Origin of the sequence: Fibrella aquatilis (assembly GCF_017353255.1) — a bacterium.
Classification (GTDB): domain Bacteria; phylum Bacteroidota; class Bacteroidia; order Cytophagales; family Spirosomataceae; genus Fibrella; species Fibrella aquatilis.
The window spans coordinates 201,113-219,634 of record NZ_JAFMYU010000003.1; the positions used below are offsets into that span (position 1 = coordinate 201,113).

Consider the following 18,522-nt stretch of genomic DNA (forward strand, 5'->3'; position numbering starts at 1 on the left):
CTGCGATTATGGACGGTAAAAAACTCATGTACATCGCCATTGCCCTGACCTTGGTAAGCGGTACCGCTATCTACATCGATCAGTACCGACGTCGAATTTCAGCGCAAAACGACTGCGCCAAAAAGAAGGCGGCTGCCAAGCCTGGTGAAAACATCATGTGCTAATGATCACCAAAGAAACCATCGCCACGGGCCTCATTGCCGGTGTGGTCGCAGCGAGCACCCTGCTGCTGGTGGCCTGGCTGCTGGCCGAATACCGGCACCGGATGACCACCGCCGGCACGCCCAAAACGACCCCCTGCGGCTGCGGGGGGCATTAACGTAAACCAACGCTGAGTCATGTTACTGGAATCGAAGATACCCGCCGCCGAACGGGCCGCGTTTGTGGCCAAAGTGAAGGGGGTGGCCACGGCCCTGGCGGTCGATCCTGACTGGCTCATGGCCACCATGTGGGTGGAATCACGCCTCAACCCGAAAGCCTACAACAGCGGCGGGGGGGCCTCTGGCCTCATTCAGTTCATGCCCGGCACCGCCGTTGGCCTGGGTACCACCACCGCCGCCATCCGCCAGATGACGCGGCTGCGGCAACTGGATTTCGTGCTGAAGTACCTCAAGCCCTACAAAGGCAAGATGACCTCCGCCTTCCAGGTGTACGTAGCGGTGCATTTCCCCAAACAGCTGGGGGCACCCCTCTCCGAGGTCTGGTATGCCAAAACGGGCAACGCCTTTTCGCGCAAGTGCTACGCGGGCAACAAAGACATTGATATCAAGTGGGGCAACAACGACGGGGCCGTGAGTGGGGCCGACGTGCAGGCGTTTTTTTACGGTTCACTGCGCGGCATCCTGGCTCCCCCCACCACGCCCACGGTGCCGGAAACAAAGCTCGTGCCCGAAACCCCCGATGAAACCCCACCGGCGTTTACGCCGACGCCCTACAACCAGCGGGGGTTCCCCTGGCTGGTGGTGAGCCTGGTGGTTGTGGGCATCACCCTCGCTATTGTCCTGCTTAAAAAACCCGCCCTGCTGCGGCTGGGCCGCTAACTACCTGCATGAAAGAGCAATCGTTTTACCTACAAAACCCGGTCACGGGGCAGTTTCACCGCCTGCGGGGCATTTCGCCGGTGGGTTCCCCGGTGGCCCTGGTGCAGAAGCCGTCGGGTATGGCCCTCTACCACAATTCGTTGTCGGAAGCCATGGCCTTCGCCAACCCCGGCGATACGGTGCTGCTGCTACGCGACACCCGCGAGTTTGTGACCCTCAAAAACGGGGTGAACATCAACGGCAACGGCTACAGCCTGTTTTCGGACCTCGACGGGCCGCTGATGACCGACGGTGGCCAGACCGTGCAGTGCGAAGTGACCAACTTCGAGCGCATGGAAAGCACCTTCGCCGGTGGCGTCTCCGAATGGAACGCGCTGGTGATGGTGTCGGGGGCTACCTCCAACATCACCATTCAGGGCAAAAGTTTGGTGACGCCCGCCACCGCCCTCAACTGGAACGGTAAGTCGGTGATCAACCTGGGTACGGGGGCTACCGTCACGCTCCGGGTGAAAACCATCCGGGCCAACGCCGTGGAAGTGGGGGGTACCAACGCCCGCGTGATCATCGAAGACGGCCGCTACATCAGCCCCATGGGGGCGTCGTATACCTACCGCGTGACGGCGGGGCAGGTCGGCCGGGTGATCTACAACAACATGGACATTCGGGTGAATAACGTGCTGACGTTCGACGATTCGTGTCAGGTGACGTTCAATGCCTGTCGGCTGACCTCGGAGCGCAACGGGCTGTCGGACCGGGGCAACTCCCGGTACACGTTCATCGACTGCCAGTTTCTGGGCCAGATCAAGGCCAGTTGGCAGGCTGAAGTGTGGCCCATGCATGGCCTGAGCGCCACGGGTAGTATCGAACTCATCGGTACAAACGTCATGGTCGCCAAAGGGGCGTCGGCGTCCTGGCTGGGCACGGCGGCGGGTAGCCAGGTGAGCATCATGGGCAAGGTGGTGGCCAACAAGCCCTCGCCAGCGGCCAATTTCGTGCCCACGGTGGGCACGGGGGCCAACGGCTCGATCCTCATCGACGCCGCCACGGATCTCAAATTCATGCAGTAAGCCCGTGCGCTGCGCCGGGCTACGACACTCAACGATGGAACCGCTTGCCGAAACAATGGCCGACTCCGATACAATCAAAGCCACTGCTATGGCCTTTGTGGGCTGGCTATTGCACCTGCTGAGCTACGATATGGCCGCTAAGGCGCTGACCCTGATTGGGTTGGCGCTGTACGTGATCTACCTGGCCTACAGCATCTGGTGCAAGCGGCTCGAACTCAGGCAACGCGAATTGACGACCACCAGCCCCGCGCCGGTGGTCGTCGTCGACGACGAATCAGAAGACCCCAACACGACGAGCCTATGAACTGGAAAACTGTCCTGCTGGTGCTGAGCATCCTCTATTTCATCACCGGCATTGCCGCCAACATCCGCCAATTTACCCACCAACCGGCCTGACCATGCCCCGCAAACCCACCCGCGTTAAACCGAACCCCGTTCGCCAGCTGGTGAGCCACGTGCTGAAAAACGGCCTGACCACCATGCTGGGCCTGAGCACCGGCGTCCCGCTCATGCTCGACGGCTACAGCCGCAAAGACTGGAGCACGCTGGGCAGTGGGGTGAGCACGGTGCTGCTGGGCCTGAGTGGTCAGGATAAGTTTGGTATGGGCAGCGGGCCACCCCCCGAATCACCCCGGCAACCCCCGCCGCCACCACAACCGCCTTACGTATGAGCAAGCTCCTGACAACGAAGACCCTGGGTATCACCCTGCTGCTGCTGGCGGTGGGGGCAGGCCTGTGGTACGCCCTGGCCGAAGCGCCCCGGCAAACCAAACTCGATACGACCTATAGTTTTACCTAAGCTGATCTATGGCCAACGTCATCATTCGCCGCCGCATGACCGAACAGGGGTTTTACACCCCGTTGCAGCAACAGGCCAACGTGCAGGCCGTGGCCGGTATTCGTGCCCGGTTCGGGGCCTACATCGACCAGGCCGCGCGGCTGTGCAACATCCCCGAACCGGTGATTACCTCGTTTATCTACATCGAAAGCGCGGGCAACCCCAACGCCAACACCGGGGCCATCGGCCTCATGCAGATCGACCACATCACGGCCTCGGAGGGTATCTATCTGGAGAAGAAAAAAGGACGGCTGACGGCCGACGAACGGGCGGTACTCTACCGGTTCATGGGCAGTCGGCTCGACTGCATCCTCAAGCAGAAAAGCCGGGGCCAAAAGCTGGCCTGCAACAACAGCACCGGCGTGGCCGTCACCCGGAGCGAGCTGCTGAATCCTGAATTCAACATCCTGGTGGGCAGCATCTACCTGGCGACGCTCATCGAGGAAGAAACCACCGGCGGCATCGTGCGGCTGGATAAGGTCATTGCCCGCTACAACCGCAAATACGACATCCGCCCAACCGGGGCCACCGCCGATGACGTCATCGCTGAATCACCGGCCGTGACGCAGAATTACATCAAAAAATTCGTGGGTCCCCTGGGCCTGCTCGAAACCCTTATAACCAACGTATAAGCTATGGCAGACATCATCAATGGTCAGGTAGTGGGCACGTGGGCGCGGGGGTACAATTGTGGCATAGGGGGATTAGGAACGTGCTACCAGTACAACACCTACCGGGTCCGCAAATTCAAGAACCGGCTGCTGATTACCCGGACGTATTCCTCCCGAAGTGGCGACAGCGCCGGTGAACTGGTGTGTAGTGAAGCCTACATCCAGGAGATCGTGGCCGCTGGCGTGTTCAACGTCGATTTTCGCCAGTCGGCCCTATTTGCCAAGCTGGCCAAACAGCCGGTGTTATCGGCGGAAGGTTTTATCGGCAGTGATACGCAACTCTCCTCGACCTACACCCAGGACAACGAGAGTGTGCTGAAGCTGAGTGATTTCGATGGTACCACACCGGCCATTACCAACCCCAATACCCCCAACAACCCGACCAACAACGGGAACAACGGTGGCAATAACAACGGTGGTAACACCACCAATGGCCTGACGCTGGATCAACTCTTGCCCTACATCGCCGGTACCATCGTACTGCTGGGGGTGGTGCTCATCGTCGTGCTCAACCGGAAATAAGACCATGGCTCAGGATGCCGTCTATATCGCCCAATTACAGAACTGCCAGTTGTACGACGGGGTGGCTAACCCCGACGTCGCTTATTCGCAGGCCTGTAAGCAGGTGCAGACGCTGGTGAGCCAGATCAACGAAGTCTACCAAGGTAGCAGTACGGCCGACCGGCTGGCGTTCCTCAAACGTCGGCGGGGGCTGCTCATCGCCCGTGCGGCGGTCATCCAGGGGGCCATGGCCGAACTGGGGGCCACCGATGCCCGCGACCGCACGGCGCTGACCATCAGCGGGTTGGGCGGGGCCGTACAGCAACTGTTTTCCGTCATTCCCGGCATTGGCGGGGCCATCGGTACGTTTGTCGGCCTGGGTGCGCAGCTCATCGCGGGTGCCTTCGACAACACCGCCGCCAACGAAGCGGCCAAAATTGCCGAACTGAACAAACTGCAAACCGATTTCACCGGTCTGCAAGTGCTGGTCAATGACCATACCGCCGAAATAGGGCGGCTGAGCCTGCCGTACTACGTCCTCTACGGCGCGGCGGGGCTAGTGCTCCTCGCGGTTTTATACACGTTTTTTCGCCGCCAGGCCTAATGCCATGACCCAAACCATCACCATCAGCCGACCGTTGCGCCACCTGGTGCACCAGCGCGACAATGCCAACCGGGCCGCCGTGCCCGTGGTGGGCGTAGCGCCCGTGGGCAGTGACCGGCTGAGCGTGCAACTGACGCCCGTGAAAGGCGGCACGGCCGTGGCCACCACCCTGACGCCCGATGCCACCACCGGCCAGTTTTCGGGCAACATTATTGCCACCGGGGGCAGTTATGCGCTGAGTATCACCGCCTACCAGAACGGGAGCGTGGTGGGCACGGGTCAGGTGAGCCGGGTCAACGTGGGGGAAGTGCTGCTCAACTTCGGCCATTCGGTCGCGCAGGGTGGTATCGACGCCAACGTGGCCAAATATGGCAACACCACCGGCCCACCGGCCACCGACGACCGCGTGATCGTGGCCACCGGCGTGCAGCCCTACCCCTACGACGAAAGCAAGCTGGCGCTGGATTTTCAGCCGCTGACAGCCGCGCCCATGAACATTTTGCCCTTTAATCCCGGCCCCTACGTGTATGGGCTGCTGGGCGACAAGCTGGTGAAGCAACTGGGTGTGCCCGTCCTGTTTTTGGGCTGCGCGTTTGGGGGTTCCAACCTCGACCAGTGCGTAAAGGTGATCCAGGGCATCCCTTTCGACCACTCGTTTATCAAGTATGACCAGCGGTTTCCGATTCGGCAAGTGGAATCGGCCTTGTCGGTCTACGTGCCGCTCACGGGAGGCCTGCGGGGCATCTTCATGAACCACGGGGCCAACGACCGCATCGACGGTACCACCGCCGACCAGTTCAAAGAGCGGGTCCGTATCGTGGTGGACCACCTGCGCAAAAAGGCCGGTCGGCCGGATCTGGCGGTCTGGGTGGCCGTCGATAACCAGCCCACCCCGGATGCCATCGACCTGGTGGCCATTCGCGCCGGGCAGGAAGCGGCCATTGCCAGTATTCCGGGGGTGCGGCGCGGGCTGGATTTAAGCAAATTGTTTGTCTCTGACCGGCCCGACAACGTGCATTTGCACGAAAACGGTTTCAACCGCTACGCCCAGGGGTGGGCCGATGTGCTCACGCCAGCGGCGTTGGCTAGTTGCCCCATGCCCGCCGTGGTGGTGCCTGCGGACCCCACCCCGACGGTGCCGACGACCCCCAACCCAACACTCACGACGCTGGCCACCACCCTGAGCCAGTACGGCCCCGCCGTGGCCCTGGTGGTGGGGGTGTGCCTGCTGACCTACGTAGCCTGGCAACGGCGGCAGTCGCTGCTGCTGGTGGCGGGTGGCGTGGTGGCCGTCGCCGGTGCGCTGGTGTTCACCCGGACGCCCCGACCGACCACTGATACGACCCCGACCGCCGCCTAACAAGCTAAACAAGTAAATTCCATATGGCCAAGAAAACCACGTCCGCCGCCCAGAAACGGGCACAATCCCGGCTGAAGAAAGCCGTTGCCGAAGCGAAAAAGATTCGCCGTTCATCGCCCACCATCGCTTGGAAGACTGCCATGAAACGCGGTTTCGCCAAGGTATAACCCCACTCGACGCATGAAATTGTCTGCAACGAACATACTTATTGGGTTCGCCCTCGTCGCCCTGCTGGCGGTGGGCGCGGGCCTCTGGCTCAGCCGCCGAAAAGACCCGCTGAGCACCGATACGACGGTGGTGCGCAACATCGCCCCGGAAGCCACGCTCACCACGTCCTCGCAATCGCCCTACTTCACCAATGCCAAAAGCATCCTGGCGGCGGCCATCCCCACCCCGTTCAAATGGGGTGACGGGGGCTGGAACGATGCCAGTGAACTGGCCTTCCCCGACTGGGTGGAACTGAACTGGCCTACGCTCATGCGCATCCAAAGCCTGACCATTGTCGGACTCGATGCCGCCATGCAGCCCGGCAAGGGAGCCGACGGTCCGTATGGGCTGAAAGACTTTACGGTGCAGGCCTGGGTGAACGGGGCCTGGAGTACCGTAGTGACCGTGACGGGTAACACCAAAGACATGACGACGCATACGCTCAGCACCCCCGTAACGGCCCAAAAGCTGCGGATCAGTATCACCGACAGTGTGGACCATGCCTGGAGCCGCATCGTGCAGTTGCAGGTGCAGGGCAGCGAAGCCTAACCGATTAACCCGATTAATCACCCCCGGCCCGTGTGCCGGGGGTTTGTCTATGCAGCGCAAAGCCCCCATCGCCCGGCTCGACCCTCAGGAAGTACGCCTGGGCTTCACCCCGTCGTACCAGTCGGCCAAATTTGCCGTCGATACCGACACGACCGTTAGTATTGGCAGTCGGCTGGATAAGTACTACAAGAAATACGGCTTTAAGCCCTACTACAAGGGGTTTTCAGCGACGGCCCGGCCCATCACGCCCGCATGGCCCAAAAGGGCATCGAAAACGCCTTCCTGCACAAAACCAAGTACGAAGCCTACGCCGGTGGCAGGATGCCGGTCTACCTGACCGCCGCCGAACTAAAGGGACTGATGCCCCAACTCGACACGCTGGTGAAGCAGCTGGCCACGATCATCAAAAAAGACTAGTAGTACCATGTTCAAATCCCTGTTCACCAACCTACTCACGCATATGGGAACCATTGCCCTGCTGGCCCTACTGGCCTACGTGGTCTACTGTGAATTTATTCGGCCATCAGCCAGTCGGCAGCAACTGGCCGATGCCACGGCGCTGGCTGCGAGTGCCCTGGCCGAATCGCGCCAGGCCCGCGCCGAGCTGGATACGGCCCGCCAGTTGGTGCAGACCATCGAAGCCCACCACCAACAGATTATCGACCAGGCTACGACCTTGCTGATCGACGTGCAGGCGCTCAACGACAGCCTGACGGCCCATGCCAACGAACTGGTGGCCAAAGAAGCGGAGCTGGAGAAACGCTACAAGGGGCAAAAACGACGGGTGCAGCAAACCCAAAAATTAGTGATGTAATCCTTTAACGACAGCCGACGATGACGGGTATCTGGAAACAAGTAGTGGATGAGCGGGGCTTTCAGACCATGATTTGCGTGAGCGGCCTGGCCACCACCACCACGCCCGGCGCGGTGCGGCTGGGTAAGGGTGATGCACCGGGCGCTATGCTGGAAGAGTGGGGCTGGAGTAATGACGTTGATGCGCTGGCGACCGACGTGGCCACGATTGAATTGGTGAGCAACCTGGCCAATCTGACGTTTAATGAGTCGGAGACTATCCGCGCCAATGTAGCGGTAAAGCAGCCCAAGGAAGCGGGTAAGGGCTTGTCAACCAACGATTACAGCACCGCCGACAAAAACAAGCTGGCGGGCATTGCCCCTGGTGCCACGGCCAACAGTACCGATGCCCAGTTGCTGGCGCGGGCCAACCATACCGGCAGCGAGACCATTACCGGCGGCGACCAAACCACGCTGCTGGCCCTGGTGCGGGCGGCCGGTGGTGGCGTGCTGGCCAAAGCCACCGTCACCGGGTTTGGTGATGCGATGGTCTTGCAGGGGGGCAACAACGCCGAGCACACTGAACTGCGGATCGCGTCTTTCGGTGGGCGAACAGCCCTCTTCCGAGCCTCTTCAGCCGGGGGCACCAGTGAATTTTCCGTCGATTCGGGCGGTAACACCGTTTTCCGGGGTAATGCGGCGGGGTCGATGTATTTCGATGCCCTTAATGGTACCCTCATCTTCCGGGGGGTAGGGTATGCCGAACTAGCCCGCTTAACCAATGGTCGGCTGTTGGTGGGTACTACCACCGACAACGGCCGGGACCGGCTTCAGGTGAACGGATCTATTTTACAGCAATTCGTCACCGCCCCCGCCGATCCGACCACGGCCACCGTGCTGGCGGGTACGTTTCTGGTTTGGAAAACCACCGGTGGCCCGCTGAAGCTGTGGGCCAACGACGGCGGCACCCTCAAATCGGTGGCGTTAACGTAAGGACCAATACCAAAGATAATTCGGCGGTCGCGGCCACGTCGCGCTGCTGCACCAGGCTGCGCGGAGCCACTTTTGGCCCGATCTGGCCCCAACTTCCGAGAAACGACGCATGACCACCAAATTTTCTACTGTTTTGCTGGTTTTCCTGGCACGGGCGGTTTGGGCGCAACCCGACACCACCCGGAGCGCCCGGATCGTGCCGTTGACCATCCGCCCGGCACCAGCTGGCGACAGCGTGTCGATCAGTCGCTACGACCTGGCTAAGCTCGAACTGGCCCGCCAAACGCTGCTGGCCATCGACTACACCGACACCGATGAGCTGATCAGCATCCTGAAAGAACAGGCGGCGTTGTCAGATCAGGGACGGGAACAACTCATGGCGTTGACCCAAACCCGGCTGCGCACCTTGCAGGATTCATTGCAACGCCAAACCGCTGCCCTGGTGGCCGTGTCGCGGCGGCTGGAGCGGGCGGGCAGCCACCTGGGCCGCGATGACTGGTTGCTGAGTCAGACCGCCGCCAGTCTACGCCGTTCCCGCCGCCGACTGTGGTGGGAACGAATGGGCACCGGTGCGCTGGGCGTGGCCCTGGGCATTACGGTTGGGTCATTCAGCAAGTAACCCATTAAATCAAAAAAAGACCCGTCGAACGTCATCGGCGGGTCTTTTTTGTGTAGCATTGTGGCCAATCTCAACCAACCATTCACATGCATTTAGCTACCAAATTAGTAACAGCATCACTCTTTGTATCGATGCTAGTCGGCTGTACCATCAACACCGTTGACCCAACCAAAACCACGTCGGGAAGCACCACTGGGGGCGGCACGGCCAAGCAGGATTGCGAATTGAAAGGGTATGGCTGGATAGACGCCAGCAACACATCGAAAAACCCCTATGACCTCTGGTTAAATGGGGTCTACGTGATGCGGCTGAGTGGCAACACGCTGACCAAAAACATTCAGATATCGCAGGGGCCATCCAAGATTTATGTCAAGCAGGTCACTGGCTATTTGCTCTATCCCACTGAAGTTACCTGGTCGCCGACCATCAACAGTTGCAAGAGTATGGCTATCTCGTTTCCCTAATACGACTGCCTGACAGGCTATTCCACAAAAAAGCCCCATTCACCAGAATGGGGCTTTTTTGTGAGGTAAACTCAGAGGTGGCCACGGTGCAGTTTCCAGGTGGGAAAAATCATGTCCCAGTCTTCGCCCCACACCAGGTTGCCCCGCTCAATCTGAAAGGTTTTGAACTGCTCAGGATCTTTGTAGGGATCAATGTAGGGGTGGGTGTGCGTGGCTAAATAGGGGCCAAAATCGACCACTTGCCGGGTGTCATCGCTAAAGCGAATGGCCACTTTATAGCCCTCCACCCACTGGGCCGCAACGACCTGAAGACTTACAGCTTTTTGGTGATTTTTTCGTTTTTCACCGTTGTCTTTAAGACGTGTATTTTCATCCATTTGTCCACGATGCCATTAGCATAGTTTTCAATAAAGCGATTGACTTCTTTTTGCTTGTCGGCGGGTAACAGCTTGGCTCCCCGCACTTTACGCACTTTCAGTGTTAACACTTCATCCTCAAAATGAAGTTCAACTTTAGCGGCATATTCGGCGTATTGCACATGGACGTGAATGGGCATGTGGTCGTCGGTATAGATGAACAGCACATAGCCCAGGTACTCGTAAATTTTTGGCATTGAGGTAACAGGATAATGGTCAACGAGTACTACTCACCAGATCCGGTTTCGATGTCCTTTTTCCACTGGTTAGGATCGTGATAGACAATGTGCTTGCGCAGCGCCCGGCTGGCGGGGCTGTCGATACGGCGCTTGGGTGAAGCGGTCTTGGTTGCCCCCGAACGGGGCTTTGTCTGTGTACTCATGGTGGTTGGCGCTAAACGGCTACTGGCTCAATCGTAGGCCTAAATATACAAAATACCCACCGGCTGCACAGGGTAGCCGGTGGGCATGTTACTTACGCCAGCCGCAGGCTCCGGTGGTCGATGTCGCCGTAATGCGCCAGGTACTTGGTCGAGCTTAGCCCCAGCATTTTGGCCACCTGGTCTTTGCTCCACTTCTTTTCATTCAAAAAGAAGTCGGTGAAGCTCTTGCGGCCTACTTTGCTGGTGAGTGGTACCGTGATCTTGGCCGCAATGGCCACCAGCTTCAGGGTCTGGTTGAGTTTCTGGTTGCTCATGTGGGGCAACGCGTCGATGCTTCCCGCCTGGTCGATCAGCCGACCGGCCAGGTCAGTGACGGGTACGATGAGTTCTTTGCCTGACTTCTGGCGGTCATCCACGATAAACCGCTGCCCATCCAGTACGTGCAGTTCGGCCGACGTCAGGTTGGTGTAGTCGATGTAGTGCATCCCTGTTGCGCACATAAACAAAAACATCGTCCTCGCCCGGATCATGCGGTCGAGGTAGGGCCGCAGCACCACGATTTGGGCGAGGTCGGCGCGCTCCAGCTGGTCGATCTGTTCCCGCGTCAGGTAGATGGGTTTGCCTGGCGCTTCGCGGGGGATGCGCAGGCCGTGCAGGCGGTTGGCGTTGATGTGCTCCATCATTACCCCGTGGTCGAGCACCGCTTTCAGGAGGTCCAGGTGTTTGCCGACGTAGTTGGGTTTGTAGCTTTTGAGCAAATGCGCCTGCCAGGCTTTGGCAAAGGCCACGTTGGTGGCTTCAGCCAGTAGGGTAGGAGTTTGGCCCGTGTCGTTGAGATAGGTCAGCAGGTTGGCTAGTCGATCCTGGTAGGCTGAAAAGGTCGATTGGGTGATGCCGCCCGGCTGACCGACCGTCTGTTCTTTGGCAAATAAGTATGCCTCCAGCAATTGGGCCAACGTATACTCCAGTCGGCGCTTGCCGACGTAGGTTTCCCGGATCATGTGCGCGGTGACGGGCCGGTTTTTGGCCTCGAAATGGTGGTAGATGGAATACAGTTTGGCCCGGATCCACTCCAGGCGCTGGGTGTCGGTCTGGGCGCGGTCGTTGCGGCCCTTAATCTGTTGCAGCCGGGCGTTCCAGTCCGAGCGGTTCAGCTCGACGCCGGTGCTAAAGGCGTTGGCCCGGATGCCGTTGACGCTGACGCGGCATTGGATCGTTGCCCTGGTGGCGTAGGTGGCTGACGGCCGGGCAATGAAGCGAACGTTCATGTGTTTTTAACATGGTTTTGGTTGAGTTATAAAAATCAAAAACCAGGTGCTACAAACGTGCCGCCATTCCCTGACCGGTCGGGCTGTGGGCGAATGTTTAGCCAGTGGTCCAGAACGTGACCAGAAGTTTACAGGCCTGGTTGATCAGCCTGCCCACATGCGGCATAAAAAAAGCCCGCTACAGTAGCGGGCTTGCTGGTAATGAACCTAGTTGCAGAGAGAGAGGGATTCGAACCCCCGGACCTGTTACAGTCAGCGGTTTTCAAGACCGCCGCAATCGACCACTCTGCCATCTCTCTGGGTGATTGATGATGCAAAAGTAGGCCGATTTCTGACAATTGTCAAGCCCACTGGGGAAAAAATGGCCCGAAACGGCCTGAAAACCGTATTTTTGCACCCGAAAACAGACCCGCCCCCAACGTAATCGGTTGATTACGAACCGGTCAGCGGGCTTATCTTCCGGCTTCGTTTACTCCCCAATTCTGTACTCTTGGAACTCCTCGATCCCCTGCCTACCGTAGAAACCGCCCGCAAACTGGGTGTGCTGCCCGACGAATTCGACCGTATCGTAGCGATCTTGGGCCGCCAGCCCAACTTCACCGAGCTGAGCATCTTTTCGGTGATGTGGTCGGAACATTGTTCCTACAAAAATTCCATCGTCTGGCTCAAAACCCTCCCCCGCGACTCAGACCGGATGCTGGCCAAAGCAGGCGAAGAAAACGCGGGTCTGGTCGATATTGGCGACGGGCTGGCCTGCTCGTTCAAGATCGAATCGCACAATCACCCCTCGGCGCTGGAACCCTATCAGGGCGCAGCAACGGGCGTGGGCGGTATCAACCGCGATATTTTTACGATGGGTGCCCGGCCCATTGCCCAGCTTAACTCGCTCCGGTTTGGTGACCTCTCCCTGCCCAAGACCCGTCGGCTGTTGCGCGGCGTGACAAAGGGCATCGGCGATTACGGCAACGCTTTTGGCATTCCCACGGTGGGCGGCGAAATCTATTTCGACGAGTGCTACAACACCAATCCCCTCGTCAACGCCTTTTCGGCGGGCATCGTGGAAATTGGCAAATCGGCCAAAGCGACCTCCTACGGGGTGGGCAATCCGGTGTTTATTGTGGGTTCGGCTACGGGTAAAGACGGCATTCATGGGGCTACGTTTGCCTCGGAAGATATTTCGGCGGCCTCGACCGATAAGCTCCCGGCGGTGCAGGTAGGCGATCCGTTCATGGAAAAACTCCTGCTGGAAGCCACACTAGAGATCATCGCCACGGGCTATGTGATTGGTATTCAGGACATGGGCGCGGCAGGCATCATCTGCTCGACCTCGGAAATGAGCGCCAAGGGCGAACACGGCATGATCATCGACCTAGACAAAGTGCCCACCCGTCAACCCAACATGGCCCCGTTCGAGATTCTGCTGTCCGAGTCGCAGGAGCGGATGCTGGTGGTGATCGAGAAAGGGAAAGAAGGTATCATCCAGGGCATTTTCGACAAGTGGGATCTGCACTGCGCCCAAATTGGCGAGGTGACCGCCGCCCCCGCAGACGGCATTGGCCGGCTGCACTTCTACCGCTACGGTCAGCTTGTGGCCGACGTGCCCGCGCATGACCTGGTGCTGGGTGGTGGCGCGCCGCAATATCGCCGCGAATACAAAGAACCGGCCTACATTAAGGAGTTTGCCAAATTCCGCATCGGCACCGTTCCCGATGTAACAACCGACGAACTCGGCGACGTAGCCCGGCATTTGCTGGGTCACCCCAACATCTGTTCGCGGCGGTGGGTCTACGAGCAGTACGACTCGATGGTGGGCACGGCCAACCGCAGCACCAACGCCCCGTCTGACGCCGCTGTAGTGCGGGTAAAGGGCGCGGGTATTCCTAAAACGGACAAATCCATCGTGATCACGGTAGACTGCAACAGCCGCTACGTGAACGCCAACCCCTTCACCGGGGCGCAGATTGCCGTGGCCGAAGCCGCCCGCAACATTGTTTGCACCGGTGGCGAGCCATTGGCCGTGACCAATAACCTGAACTTCGGCAACCCCTACGTGCCGGAGGTGTACTGGCACTTCGTAGAGGCTGTGAAAGGCATGGGCGAAGCCTGCGCCCGCTTTGAAACCCCCGTCACGGGCGGCAACGTGAGCTTCTACAACCAATCGTCGGACGATGGGCCGGTGTTTCCCACGCCTACCATTGGCATGCTTGGTTTGATGGAAAAGCCCGACAACCGGATGACGCTGAACTTCCAACAGTCAAGCGCAGGAGCGCCTGCCGACTTCATTTATTTGATCGGTTCACCGCAGAATGATATTGCTTCGTCGGAGTACCTGTACTCATACCGGAAGGTGAAAGCCTCGCCCGCCCCGGCGTTCGACATAGAGCAGGAGATTGCCGTACAAGCTGTTGTGAAACAGTTGATTACCAAAAAGCTGATTGCCTCGGCCCACGACGTTTCCGACGGTGGTTTGTTTGTGGCCGTAGCGGAATCTGCCATGGCTGGCGGCACCGGCTTTGCCATCGCCACCGACCCGGAATACCGCAAAGACGCGTACTTGTTCGGGGAAAGCCAGAGTCGGGTGGTTGTTTCCGTGTCGGCTAGTCAGCAGGCTGACTTCGAGGCGTTTATGGACAAAGCCCACGTGATCTGCACGCAGATTGGCACCGTTACCCCCGCCGATTACGTCGTAGATGGGCAGGTTATAACCGCTTCTGATAAAGCTACGATGCTCTATAATAATGCCTTGGGTGAGATTATGGCATAGCAGCCAAAGCATAGATGCAGCGTTATTTTATCCAACTAAGTTACAAGGGGACGGATTTTCATGGGTGGCAGATTCAGCCGAATGGTGTCAGTGTGCAGCAGGTGCTCGACGAAACACTGACGCAGCGACTTAGTCGGCCGATCTACGTAACGGGGAGTGGCCGGACTGATGCGGGTGTTCATGCGTCGCAGCAGTTTGCGCATTTCGATACCGACGGAGACCTGCCCGAGACCGACATGCTGGTTTATTCGCTCAATAACATGCTACCCGATGGCATCGCCATCCACGACATCTTTCCCGTTGCGCCAACTACTCATGCCCGTTTTTCGGCTACGGCACGGTATTATCAGTACCACATCCGTCGGCAGAAAAGCCCGTTTCTAGCCAGCCTGAGCTATATTTTTCGGCCTGAGCTAGACGTGCCGCTCATGAATGGGGCCGCGTCCAAACTGCTGGAGCACAGTAATTTTCGCAGTTTCAGTAAAGTGCGCACCAACGTAAACCATTACCATTGCCGCATCATGCGGGCCGAATGGGAACAACGCGCAGACGAACTCGTTTTCCATATTAAGGCCGACCGGTTTCTCTACGGCATGGTGCGCTGCCTGGTGGGTACGCTGCTCGACGTGGGGCAGCACCGCCTGACCGTCGAGGAGTTCGTGGCCATCATTCGGGCCGAAGACCGCACCGCCGCCAGCCGGGCCGTACCCGCCAGTGGCTTATTTTTAACCGAAGTAAGCTACCCGGAGGGACTGCTGAAGGGTAGTTCAAAGTCCAATGTCTAAAGTTTAAAGTTACCCTTTCGTGGTTGCATTGAACTTTGGACTTTAAACGTTAAACTCATTTTGCTTACAGGCATTATTATTCTCGCAGCGGGTTCGTCGAAACGATTTGGCGGCATCAGCAAGCAGTTGTTGAGCATCAACGGCACTTCGCTGGTGCGCCATGCGGCCGAAGTGGCCCTAGCGGCTAATCTGGGTGGGCCGGTGGTGGTGGTACTCGGCGACCGGCGCGAACAGGTGGCCCCCGAACTAGACGGACTGGCCGTAACCCTGATCGACAACCCTACGCATACAGACGGCGTTGCATCGTCGGTGAAGATTGGGTTGGCGGGGCTGTTTTTGATGGAACCACGCATCGATAAATTCATTATCATGCCCTGCGACCAGCCTTACGTATCGGCGGGGTTGTTGCAACAGTTGGTGGTTACCCAGACCGAAACCGACAAAGGCATTGTGGCCACCCGCTACGCCGATCAGGTACATATGCCCGCCCTGTTTGCCCGCCGCTATGCCGAACCCCTGGCCGCGCTCACCGCCGACAAGGCCCCCAAATGGGTTATTATTAAGCACAAAAACGACCTGGCCGAAGTGGGCTTTGAACTAGCTGCTATTGACCTCGACCTCTGGACGCAGGTAGAAGCATTGAAGAAAAACGACTAGTTCTCTACATCAACTTCTTCACCAGCGTTTCCACCGTGATGCCTTCGGCTTCGGCTTTGAAGTTGCGCACCATGCGGTGGCGGAGAATGGGCAGGGCCACGGCGCGAACATCTTCAATGTCGGGCGAATATTTGCCGTTGAGCAGGGCGTTGCATTTGGCGGCCAGAATCAGGGCCTGCGACGCCCGCGGACCAGCGCCCCACTCAATGTATTGGTTGGTTTCGGTGGCGGCCATGGCGGTGTTGGGGCGCGTTTTATGCACCAGCCGCACGGCGTAATCAACCACGTTATCGGCCACGGGGACGCGCCGCACCAGGTGCTGAAACTCCAGAATCTGGTCGCCCGAAATGATCTGCTTTACCTGATACTTTTCGTCGGAGGTGGTGCTTTTCACAATGGCTAGTTCCGACTCGAACGAGGGGTAGTCGAGCCAGATATTGAACATAAACCGGTCCAACTGGGCTTCGGGCAGGGGGTAGGTACCTTCCTGTTCGATGGGGTTCTGGGTGGCGAGTACAAAAAATGGACGCCCCAGGCTGTAATTCTCCCCAGCAATAGTCACCTTATATTCCTGCATGGCCTCCAGCAGGGCCGACTGCGTTTTGGGCGGCGTCCGGTTGATCTCGTCGGCCAGGATGATGTTGGCGAAAATGGGGCCTTTGATAAACTTGAAATTCCGCGATTGGTCCAGCGTTTCCGACCCCAGAATATCCGACGGCATCAAGTCAGGTGTGAACTGTATTCGGTTAAAATCGAGGTCGAGCGCGCCTGCGATAGTCTGAATCAGCAGCGTTTTGGCCAATCCCGGCACGCCCACCAGCAGGCAGTGGCCCTGGCAAAAGATGGCCGTTAGCAGCAGCCGAACGGTCTCGTCCTGACCAATGATGACTTTGCCAATTTCGGCCCGCAATTTTTCGTACGACTCTTTCAGCGCTTCCGCCGCCGCAACATCCGATGAGTAAGGCACTTTTTTCTTTGTTAAGAGTGAATATTAAGTGGTAAGTGCTGAGTGGTAAACGGTAAGTGCTTCGCGTCAGAATAGACACGGTCGACACGAAGCACTTACCGTTTACCACTCAGCACTTACCACTAATTACTTGCTTGCGCCCCGTTGGTCTGGGTGGTGCCGAAAATCTTGCAGCCGTTGTATTCTGGCTCGACGGTAATGTACACGTCACTGACCGATTTGCGGAACCACTCGTCGATAGCCCGGTTCTTTTTGTTTTGCAGTACAATGTTCTGCAACTTCTCGAAGTCCAGTTTATAGTCGGCGGTGTGGGGTTCAATCTTGGCACGGTAGTACAAAATTCGTACCCCCGTTTTGCCGTCGTCGGAGCGGTAAGGGAGAACGGGGGTCATTTTGCCCACCGTCATGGTGTCCAGGGTCGAGAAAAGAGCGTAGTCCATCGTGCCGTCCATGGCCAGGCGACTGTTGCCCGTCTGCGGGTCGCGGAGCTGTCCACCGGCGTCGGCGGTGGCTTTGTCTTCTGAATGCAGCTTAGCGGCTTTCTCGAACTTCAGGCTATCAACCACAATCAGGGTACGCAGGCTGTCGAGGAAGCGCGTGGCGTCGGTCACGTCGAGACGGGCGTATTCGGGGCGGAGCAGGATGTGGCGGGCGTGGTATTCGGCCCCACGCGTTTCGATCAGTTGAATCAGGTGAAACCCAAACTCCGACTCCACCACGTCCGACATCTCGCCGGGTTTCAGTTTCAGGGCAGCCCCTTCGAACGGTGCCACCATGGCCCCCCGTTTGGCATAGCCCAGGTCGCCACCGTTGGGTGCCGAGCCTACATCTTCCGAGTTCGCTTTGGCCACCGCCGCAAAATCAGCCCCTTTCGAGATGCTGTCGCGCAGGGCCAGCAGCCGCTGACGCAACGTTTCTTTTTGTGACTTAGTCACCTTGGCATACCGCACAATCTGTGCAATTTCTACCTCAGCGGGCATATAGGGCAGGCTGTCGCGGGGAATGCTGTTGTAGAACTTCAGCACCTCGCGGGGCGTCACCTTCATCTTCTCGGTGATCTTTCGCTGCATTTCGCGCGTCACCAGCTGGTCTTTTACTTGCGACCGCACCTCGCTTTTCAGCATCTCCAGGCTTTTGCCAAACTGCTCAACAATGTTCTTTTCCGAACCGTATTGCTGCACCATATACGACATCCGGCCGTCGAGCTGACTGTCGATCTCCTTGTCAGGCACCACCACCGAGTCGATCTCGGCTTTAGCCAGCATCATCTTGCTGATCACCAGGCTCTCCAGAATCTGGCAGTCTTTGGGCGCTTTGGGGTTGCCCGCATACTGCTGCATCGACTCGTCGAGGTCCGATTTCAGCACGTAGTAGTTGTCTACTTTGGCGATGATTTTATTCAGCAGCACACCCTCCGTGGAGGTGTCGGCAGTGACAGCTTTTCTTGTAAACTTAGCCGAACCCGGCTTAGCCGGTCCCGACAAGCTGTGGGCCAGCGCGAGGGTAGATCCCAGCAGCCCGAGCGATATGGTTTGTACTAGATTCATGATGGCTTTATTAATTAGTTCAACTTTAACT

General features: G+C 58.3%; 27 protein-coding genes and 1 tRNA gene. 21 read left to right on the plus strand and 7 right to left on the minus strand.

All coding sequences use genetic code 11. The features are described 5' to 3' along the window. Nucleotides 1–8 precede the first annotated feature (8 nt). From J2I48_RS05125 to J2I48_RS05205, 18 genes are all read left to right on the plus strand, one after another. Entirely contained in the window at nt 9–164 is a 156-nt protein-coding gene (locus J2I48_RS05125) for a hypothetical protein (protein ID WP_207334330.1), read from the plus strand. Continuing rightward, nucleotides 158–319 (plus strand): hypothetical protein, encoded by a 162-nt coding sequence (locus J2I48_RS05130; protein ID WP_207334331.1) that lies wholly within the window; start codon nt 158–160, stop codon nt 317–319. The genes J2I48_RS05125 and J2I48_RS05130 overlap by 7 nt, the downstream gene beginning before the upstream one ends. Before the next feature lie 19 nt (nt 320–338). Next, nucleotides 339–1,040: a phage tail tip lysozyme gene (locus J2I48_RS05135; protein ID WP_207334332.1), complete on the plus strand. Its 702-nt coding sequence runs from the start codon at nt 339–341 to the stop codon at nt 1,038–1,040. Between the two features lie 8 nt (nt 1,041–1,048). Then, a complete protein-coding gene (locus J2I48_RS05140) occupies nt 1,049–2,107 on the plus strand; it encodes a hypothetical protein (RefSeq protein ID WP_207334333.1) in 1,059 nt (352 codons plus the stop codon). Nucleotides 2,108–2,141: 34 nt separating this feature from the next. Continuing rightward, nucleotides 2,142–2,411: a hypothetical protein gene (locus tag J2I48_RS05145; RefSeq protein ID WP_207334334.1), complete on the plus strand. Its 270-nt coding sequence runs from the start codon at nt 2,142–2,144 to the stop codon at nt 2,409–2,411. 94 nt (nt 2,412–2,505) lie between these two features. Continuing rightward, the gene (locus J2I48_RS05150; protein WP_207334335.1) at nt 2,506–2,778 is read left to right on the plus strand and encodes a hypothetical protein; all 273 of its coding nucleotides are present in this window, start codon (nt 2,506–2,508) and stop codon (nt 2,776–2,778) included. Then, nucleotides 2,775–2,906, plus strand: coding sequence for a hypothetical protein (locus tag J2I48_RS28420; protein WP_262899081.1), 132 nt, complete (start codon nt 2,775–2,777; stop codon nt 2,904–2,906). The genes J2I48_RS05150 and J2I48_RS28420 overlap by 4 nt, the downstream gene beginning before the upstream one ends. Before the next feature lie 8 nt (nt 2,907–2,914). Further along, nucleotides 2,915–3,577: a transglycosylase SLT domain-containing protein gene (locus J2I48_RS05155; RefSeq protein WP_207334336.1), complete on the plus strand. Its 663-nt coding sequence runs from the start codon at nt 2,915–2,917 to the stop codon at nt 3,575–3,577. Between the two features lie 3 nt (nt 3,578–3,580). Beyond that, nucleotides 3,581–4,138 carry a hypothetical protein gene (locus J2I48_RS05160; RefSeq protein ID WP_207334337.1) on the plus strand — a complete coding sequence of 186 codons (558 nt, stop codon included), beginning with the start codon at nt 3,581–3,583 and terminating at the stop codon, nt 4,136–4,138. 4 nt (nt 4,139–4,142) lie between these two features. Further along, entirely contained in the window at nt 4,143–4,721 is a 579-nt protein-coding gene (locus J2I48_RS05165) for a hypothetical protein (protein WP_207334338.1), read from the plus strand. A 4-nt stretch (nt 4,722–4,725) separates the two neighbouring features. After that, complete coding sequence (locus tag J2I48_RS05170) at nt 4,726–6,081, plus strand: SGNH/GDSL hydrolase family protein (RefSeq protein WP_207334339.1); 1,356 nt, start codon at nt 4,726–4,728, stop codon at nt 6,079–6,081. Nucleotides 6,082–6,104: 23 nt separating this feature from the next. After that, nucleotides 6,105–6,248 (plus strand): hypothetical protein, encoded by a 144-nt coding sequence (locus tag J2I48_RS05175; protein WP_207334340.1) that lies wholly within the window; start codon nt 6,105–6,107, stop codon nt 6,246–6,248. Nucleotides 6,249–6,261: 13 nt separating this feature from the next. Further along, entirely contained in the window at nt 6,262–6,837 is a 576-nt protein-coding gene (locus J2I48_RS05180; RefSeq protein ID WP_207334341.1) for a discoidin domain-containing protein, read from the plus strand. Nucleotides 6,838–6,886: 49 nt separating this feature from the next. Then, complete coding sequence (locus J2I48_RS05185) at nt 6,887–7,174, plus strand: hypothetical protein (RefSeq protein WP_207334342.1); 288 nt, start codon at nt 6,887–6,889, stop codon at nt 7,172–7,174. Nucleotides 7,175–7,261: 87 nt separating this feature from the next. Beyond that, entirely contained in the window at nt 7,262–7,651 is a 390-nt protein-coding gene (locus tag J2I48_RS05190; protein WP_207334343.1) for a hypothetical protein, read from the plus strand. Between the two features lie 20 nt (nt 7,652–7,671). Then, complete coding sequence (locus J2I48_RS05195) at nt 7,672–8,622, plus strand: hypothetical protein (protein ID WP_207334344.1); 951 nt, start codon at nt 7,672–7,674, stop codon at nt 8,620–8,622. 109 nt (nt 8,623–8,731) lie between these two features. Further along, entirely contained in the window at nt 8,732–9,241 is a 510-nt protein-coding gene (locus tag J2I48_RS05200; RefSeq protein WP_207334345.1) for a hypothetical protein, read from the plus strand. An 86-nt stretch (nt 9,242–9,327) separates the two neighbouring features. Continuing rightward, the gene (locus J2I48_RS05205) at nt 9,328–9,705 is read left to right on the plus strand and encodes a hypothetical protein (protein WP_207334346.1); all 378 of its coding nucleotides are present in this window, start codon (nt 9,328–9,330) and stop codon (nt 9,703–9,705) included. Nucleotides 9,706–9,776: 71 nt separating this feature from the next. Here J2I48_RS05205 and J2I48_RS05210 read toward each other — a convergent pair whose 3' ends face one another. The 5 genes from J2I48_RS05210 to J2I48_RS05230 all read right to left on the minus strand — a co-directional run bounded on the left by J2I48_RS05210 (nt 9,777) and on the right by J2I48_RS05230 (nt 12,070). Further along, nucleotides 9,777–9,977 carry a hypothetical protein gene (locus J2I48_RS05210; protein ID WP_374758148.1) on the minus strand — a complete coding sequence of 67 codons (201 nt, stop codon included), beginning with the start codon at nt 9,975–9,977 and terminating at the stop codon, nt 9,777–9,779. Between the two features lie 41 nt (nt 9,978–10,018). Further along, nucleotides 10,019–10,318 carry a DUF4160 domain-containing protein gene (locus J2I48_RS05215; RefSeq protein ID WP_207334348.1) on the minus strand — a complete coding sequence of 100 codons (300 nt, stop codon included), beginning with the start codon at nt 10,316–10,318 and terminating at the stop codon, nt 10,019–10,021. A gap of 29 nt (nt 10,319–10,347) precedes the next feature. Beyond that, on the minus strand, nt 10,348–10,503 hold the full coding sequence (locus J2I48_RS05220; protein ID WP_207334349.1) for a hypothetical protein: 156 nt from the start codon (nt 10,501–10,503) through the stop codon (nt 10,348–10,350). Nucleotides 10,504–10,595: 92 nt separating this feature from the next. Next, on the minus strand, nt 10,596–11,771 hold the full coding sequence (locus tag J2I48_RS05225; protein WP_207334350.1) for a tyrosine-type recombinase/integrase: 1,176 nt from the start codon (nt 11,769–11,771) through the stop codon (nt 10,596–10,598). 214 nt (nt 11,772–11,985) lie between these two features. Further along, nucleotides 11,986–12,070 (minus strand) — tRNA-Ser (locus J2I48_RS05230). A gap of 191 nt (nt 12,071–12,261) precedes the next feature. Here J2I48_RS05230 and purL point away from each other — a divergent pair. The 3 genes from purL to J2I48_RS05245 are packed head-to-tail and all read left to right on the plus strand — an operon-like array spanning nt 12,262 to nt 15,977. Beyond that, nucleotides 12,262–14,535, plus strand: a complete 2,274-nt coding sequence (gene purL, locus J2I48_RS05235; protein ID WP_207334351.1) for a phosphoribosylformylglycinamidine synthase subunit PurL — start codon at nt 12,262–12,264, stop codon at nt 14,533–14,535. Nucleotides 14,536–14,549: 14 nt separating this feature from the next. Beyond that, nucleotides 14,550–15,320, plus strand: coding sequence for a tRNA pseudouridine(38-40) synthase TruA (gene truA, locus J2I48_RS05240; RefSeq protein ID WP_207334352.1), 771 nt, complete (start codon nt 14,550–14,552; stop codon nt 15,318–15,320). Nucleotides 15,321–15,380: 60 nt separating this feature from the next. Beyond that, entirely contained in the window at nt 15,381–15,977 is a 597-nt protein-coding gene (locus J2I48_RS05245; RefSeq protein ID WP_207334353.1) for a nucleotidyltransferase family protein, read from the plus strand. Between the two features lie 4 nt (nt 15,978–15,981). On the opposite strand, the gene J2I48_RS05250 is transcribed toward J2I48_RS05245, so the two are convergent. Beyond that, nucleotides 15,982–16,944 (minus strand): AAA family ATPase, encoded by a 963-nt coding sequence (locus tag J2I48_RS05250; RefSeq protein WP_207334354.1) that lies wholly within the window; start codon nt 16,942–16,944, stop codon nt 15,982–15,984. Nucleotides 16,945–17,066: 122 nt separating this feature from the next. Further along, nucleotides 17,067–18,491: a peptidylprolyl isomerase gene (locus J2I48_RS05255; RefSeq protein ID WP_207334355.1), complete on the minus strand. Its 1,425-nt coding sequence runs from the start codon at nt 18,489–18,491 to the stop codon at nt 17,067–17,069. Between the last annotated feature and the right edge of the window lie 31 nt (nt 18,492–18,522).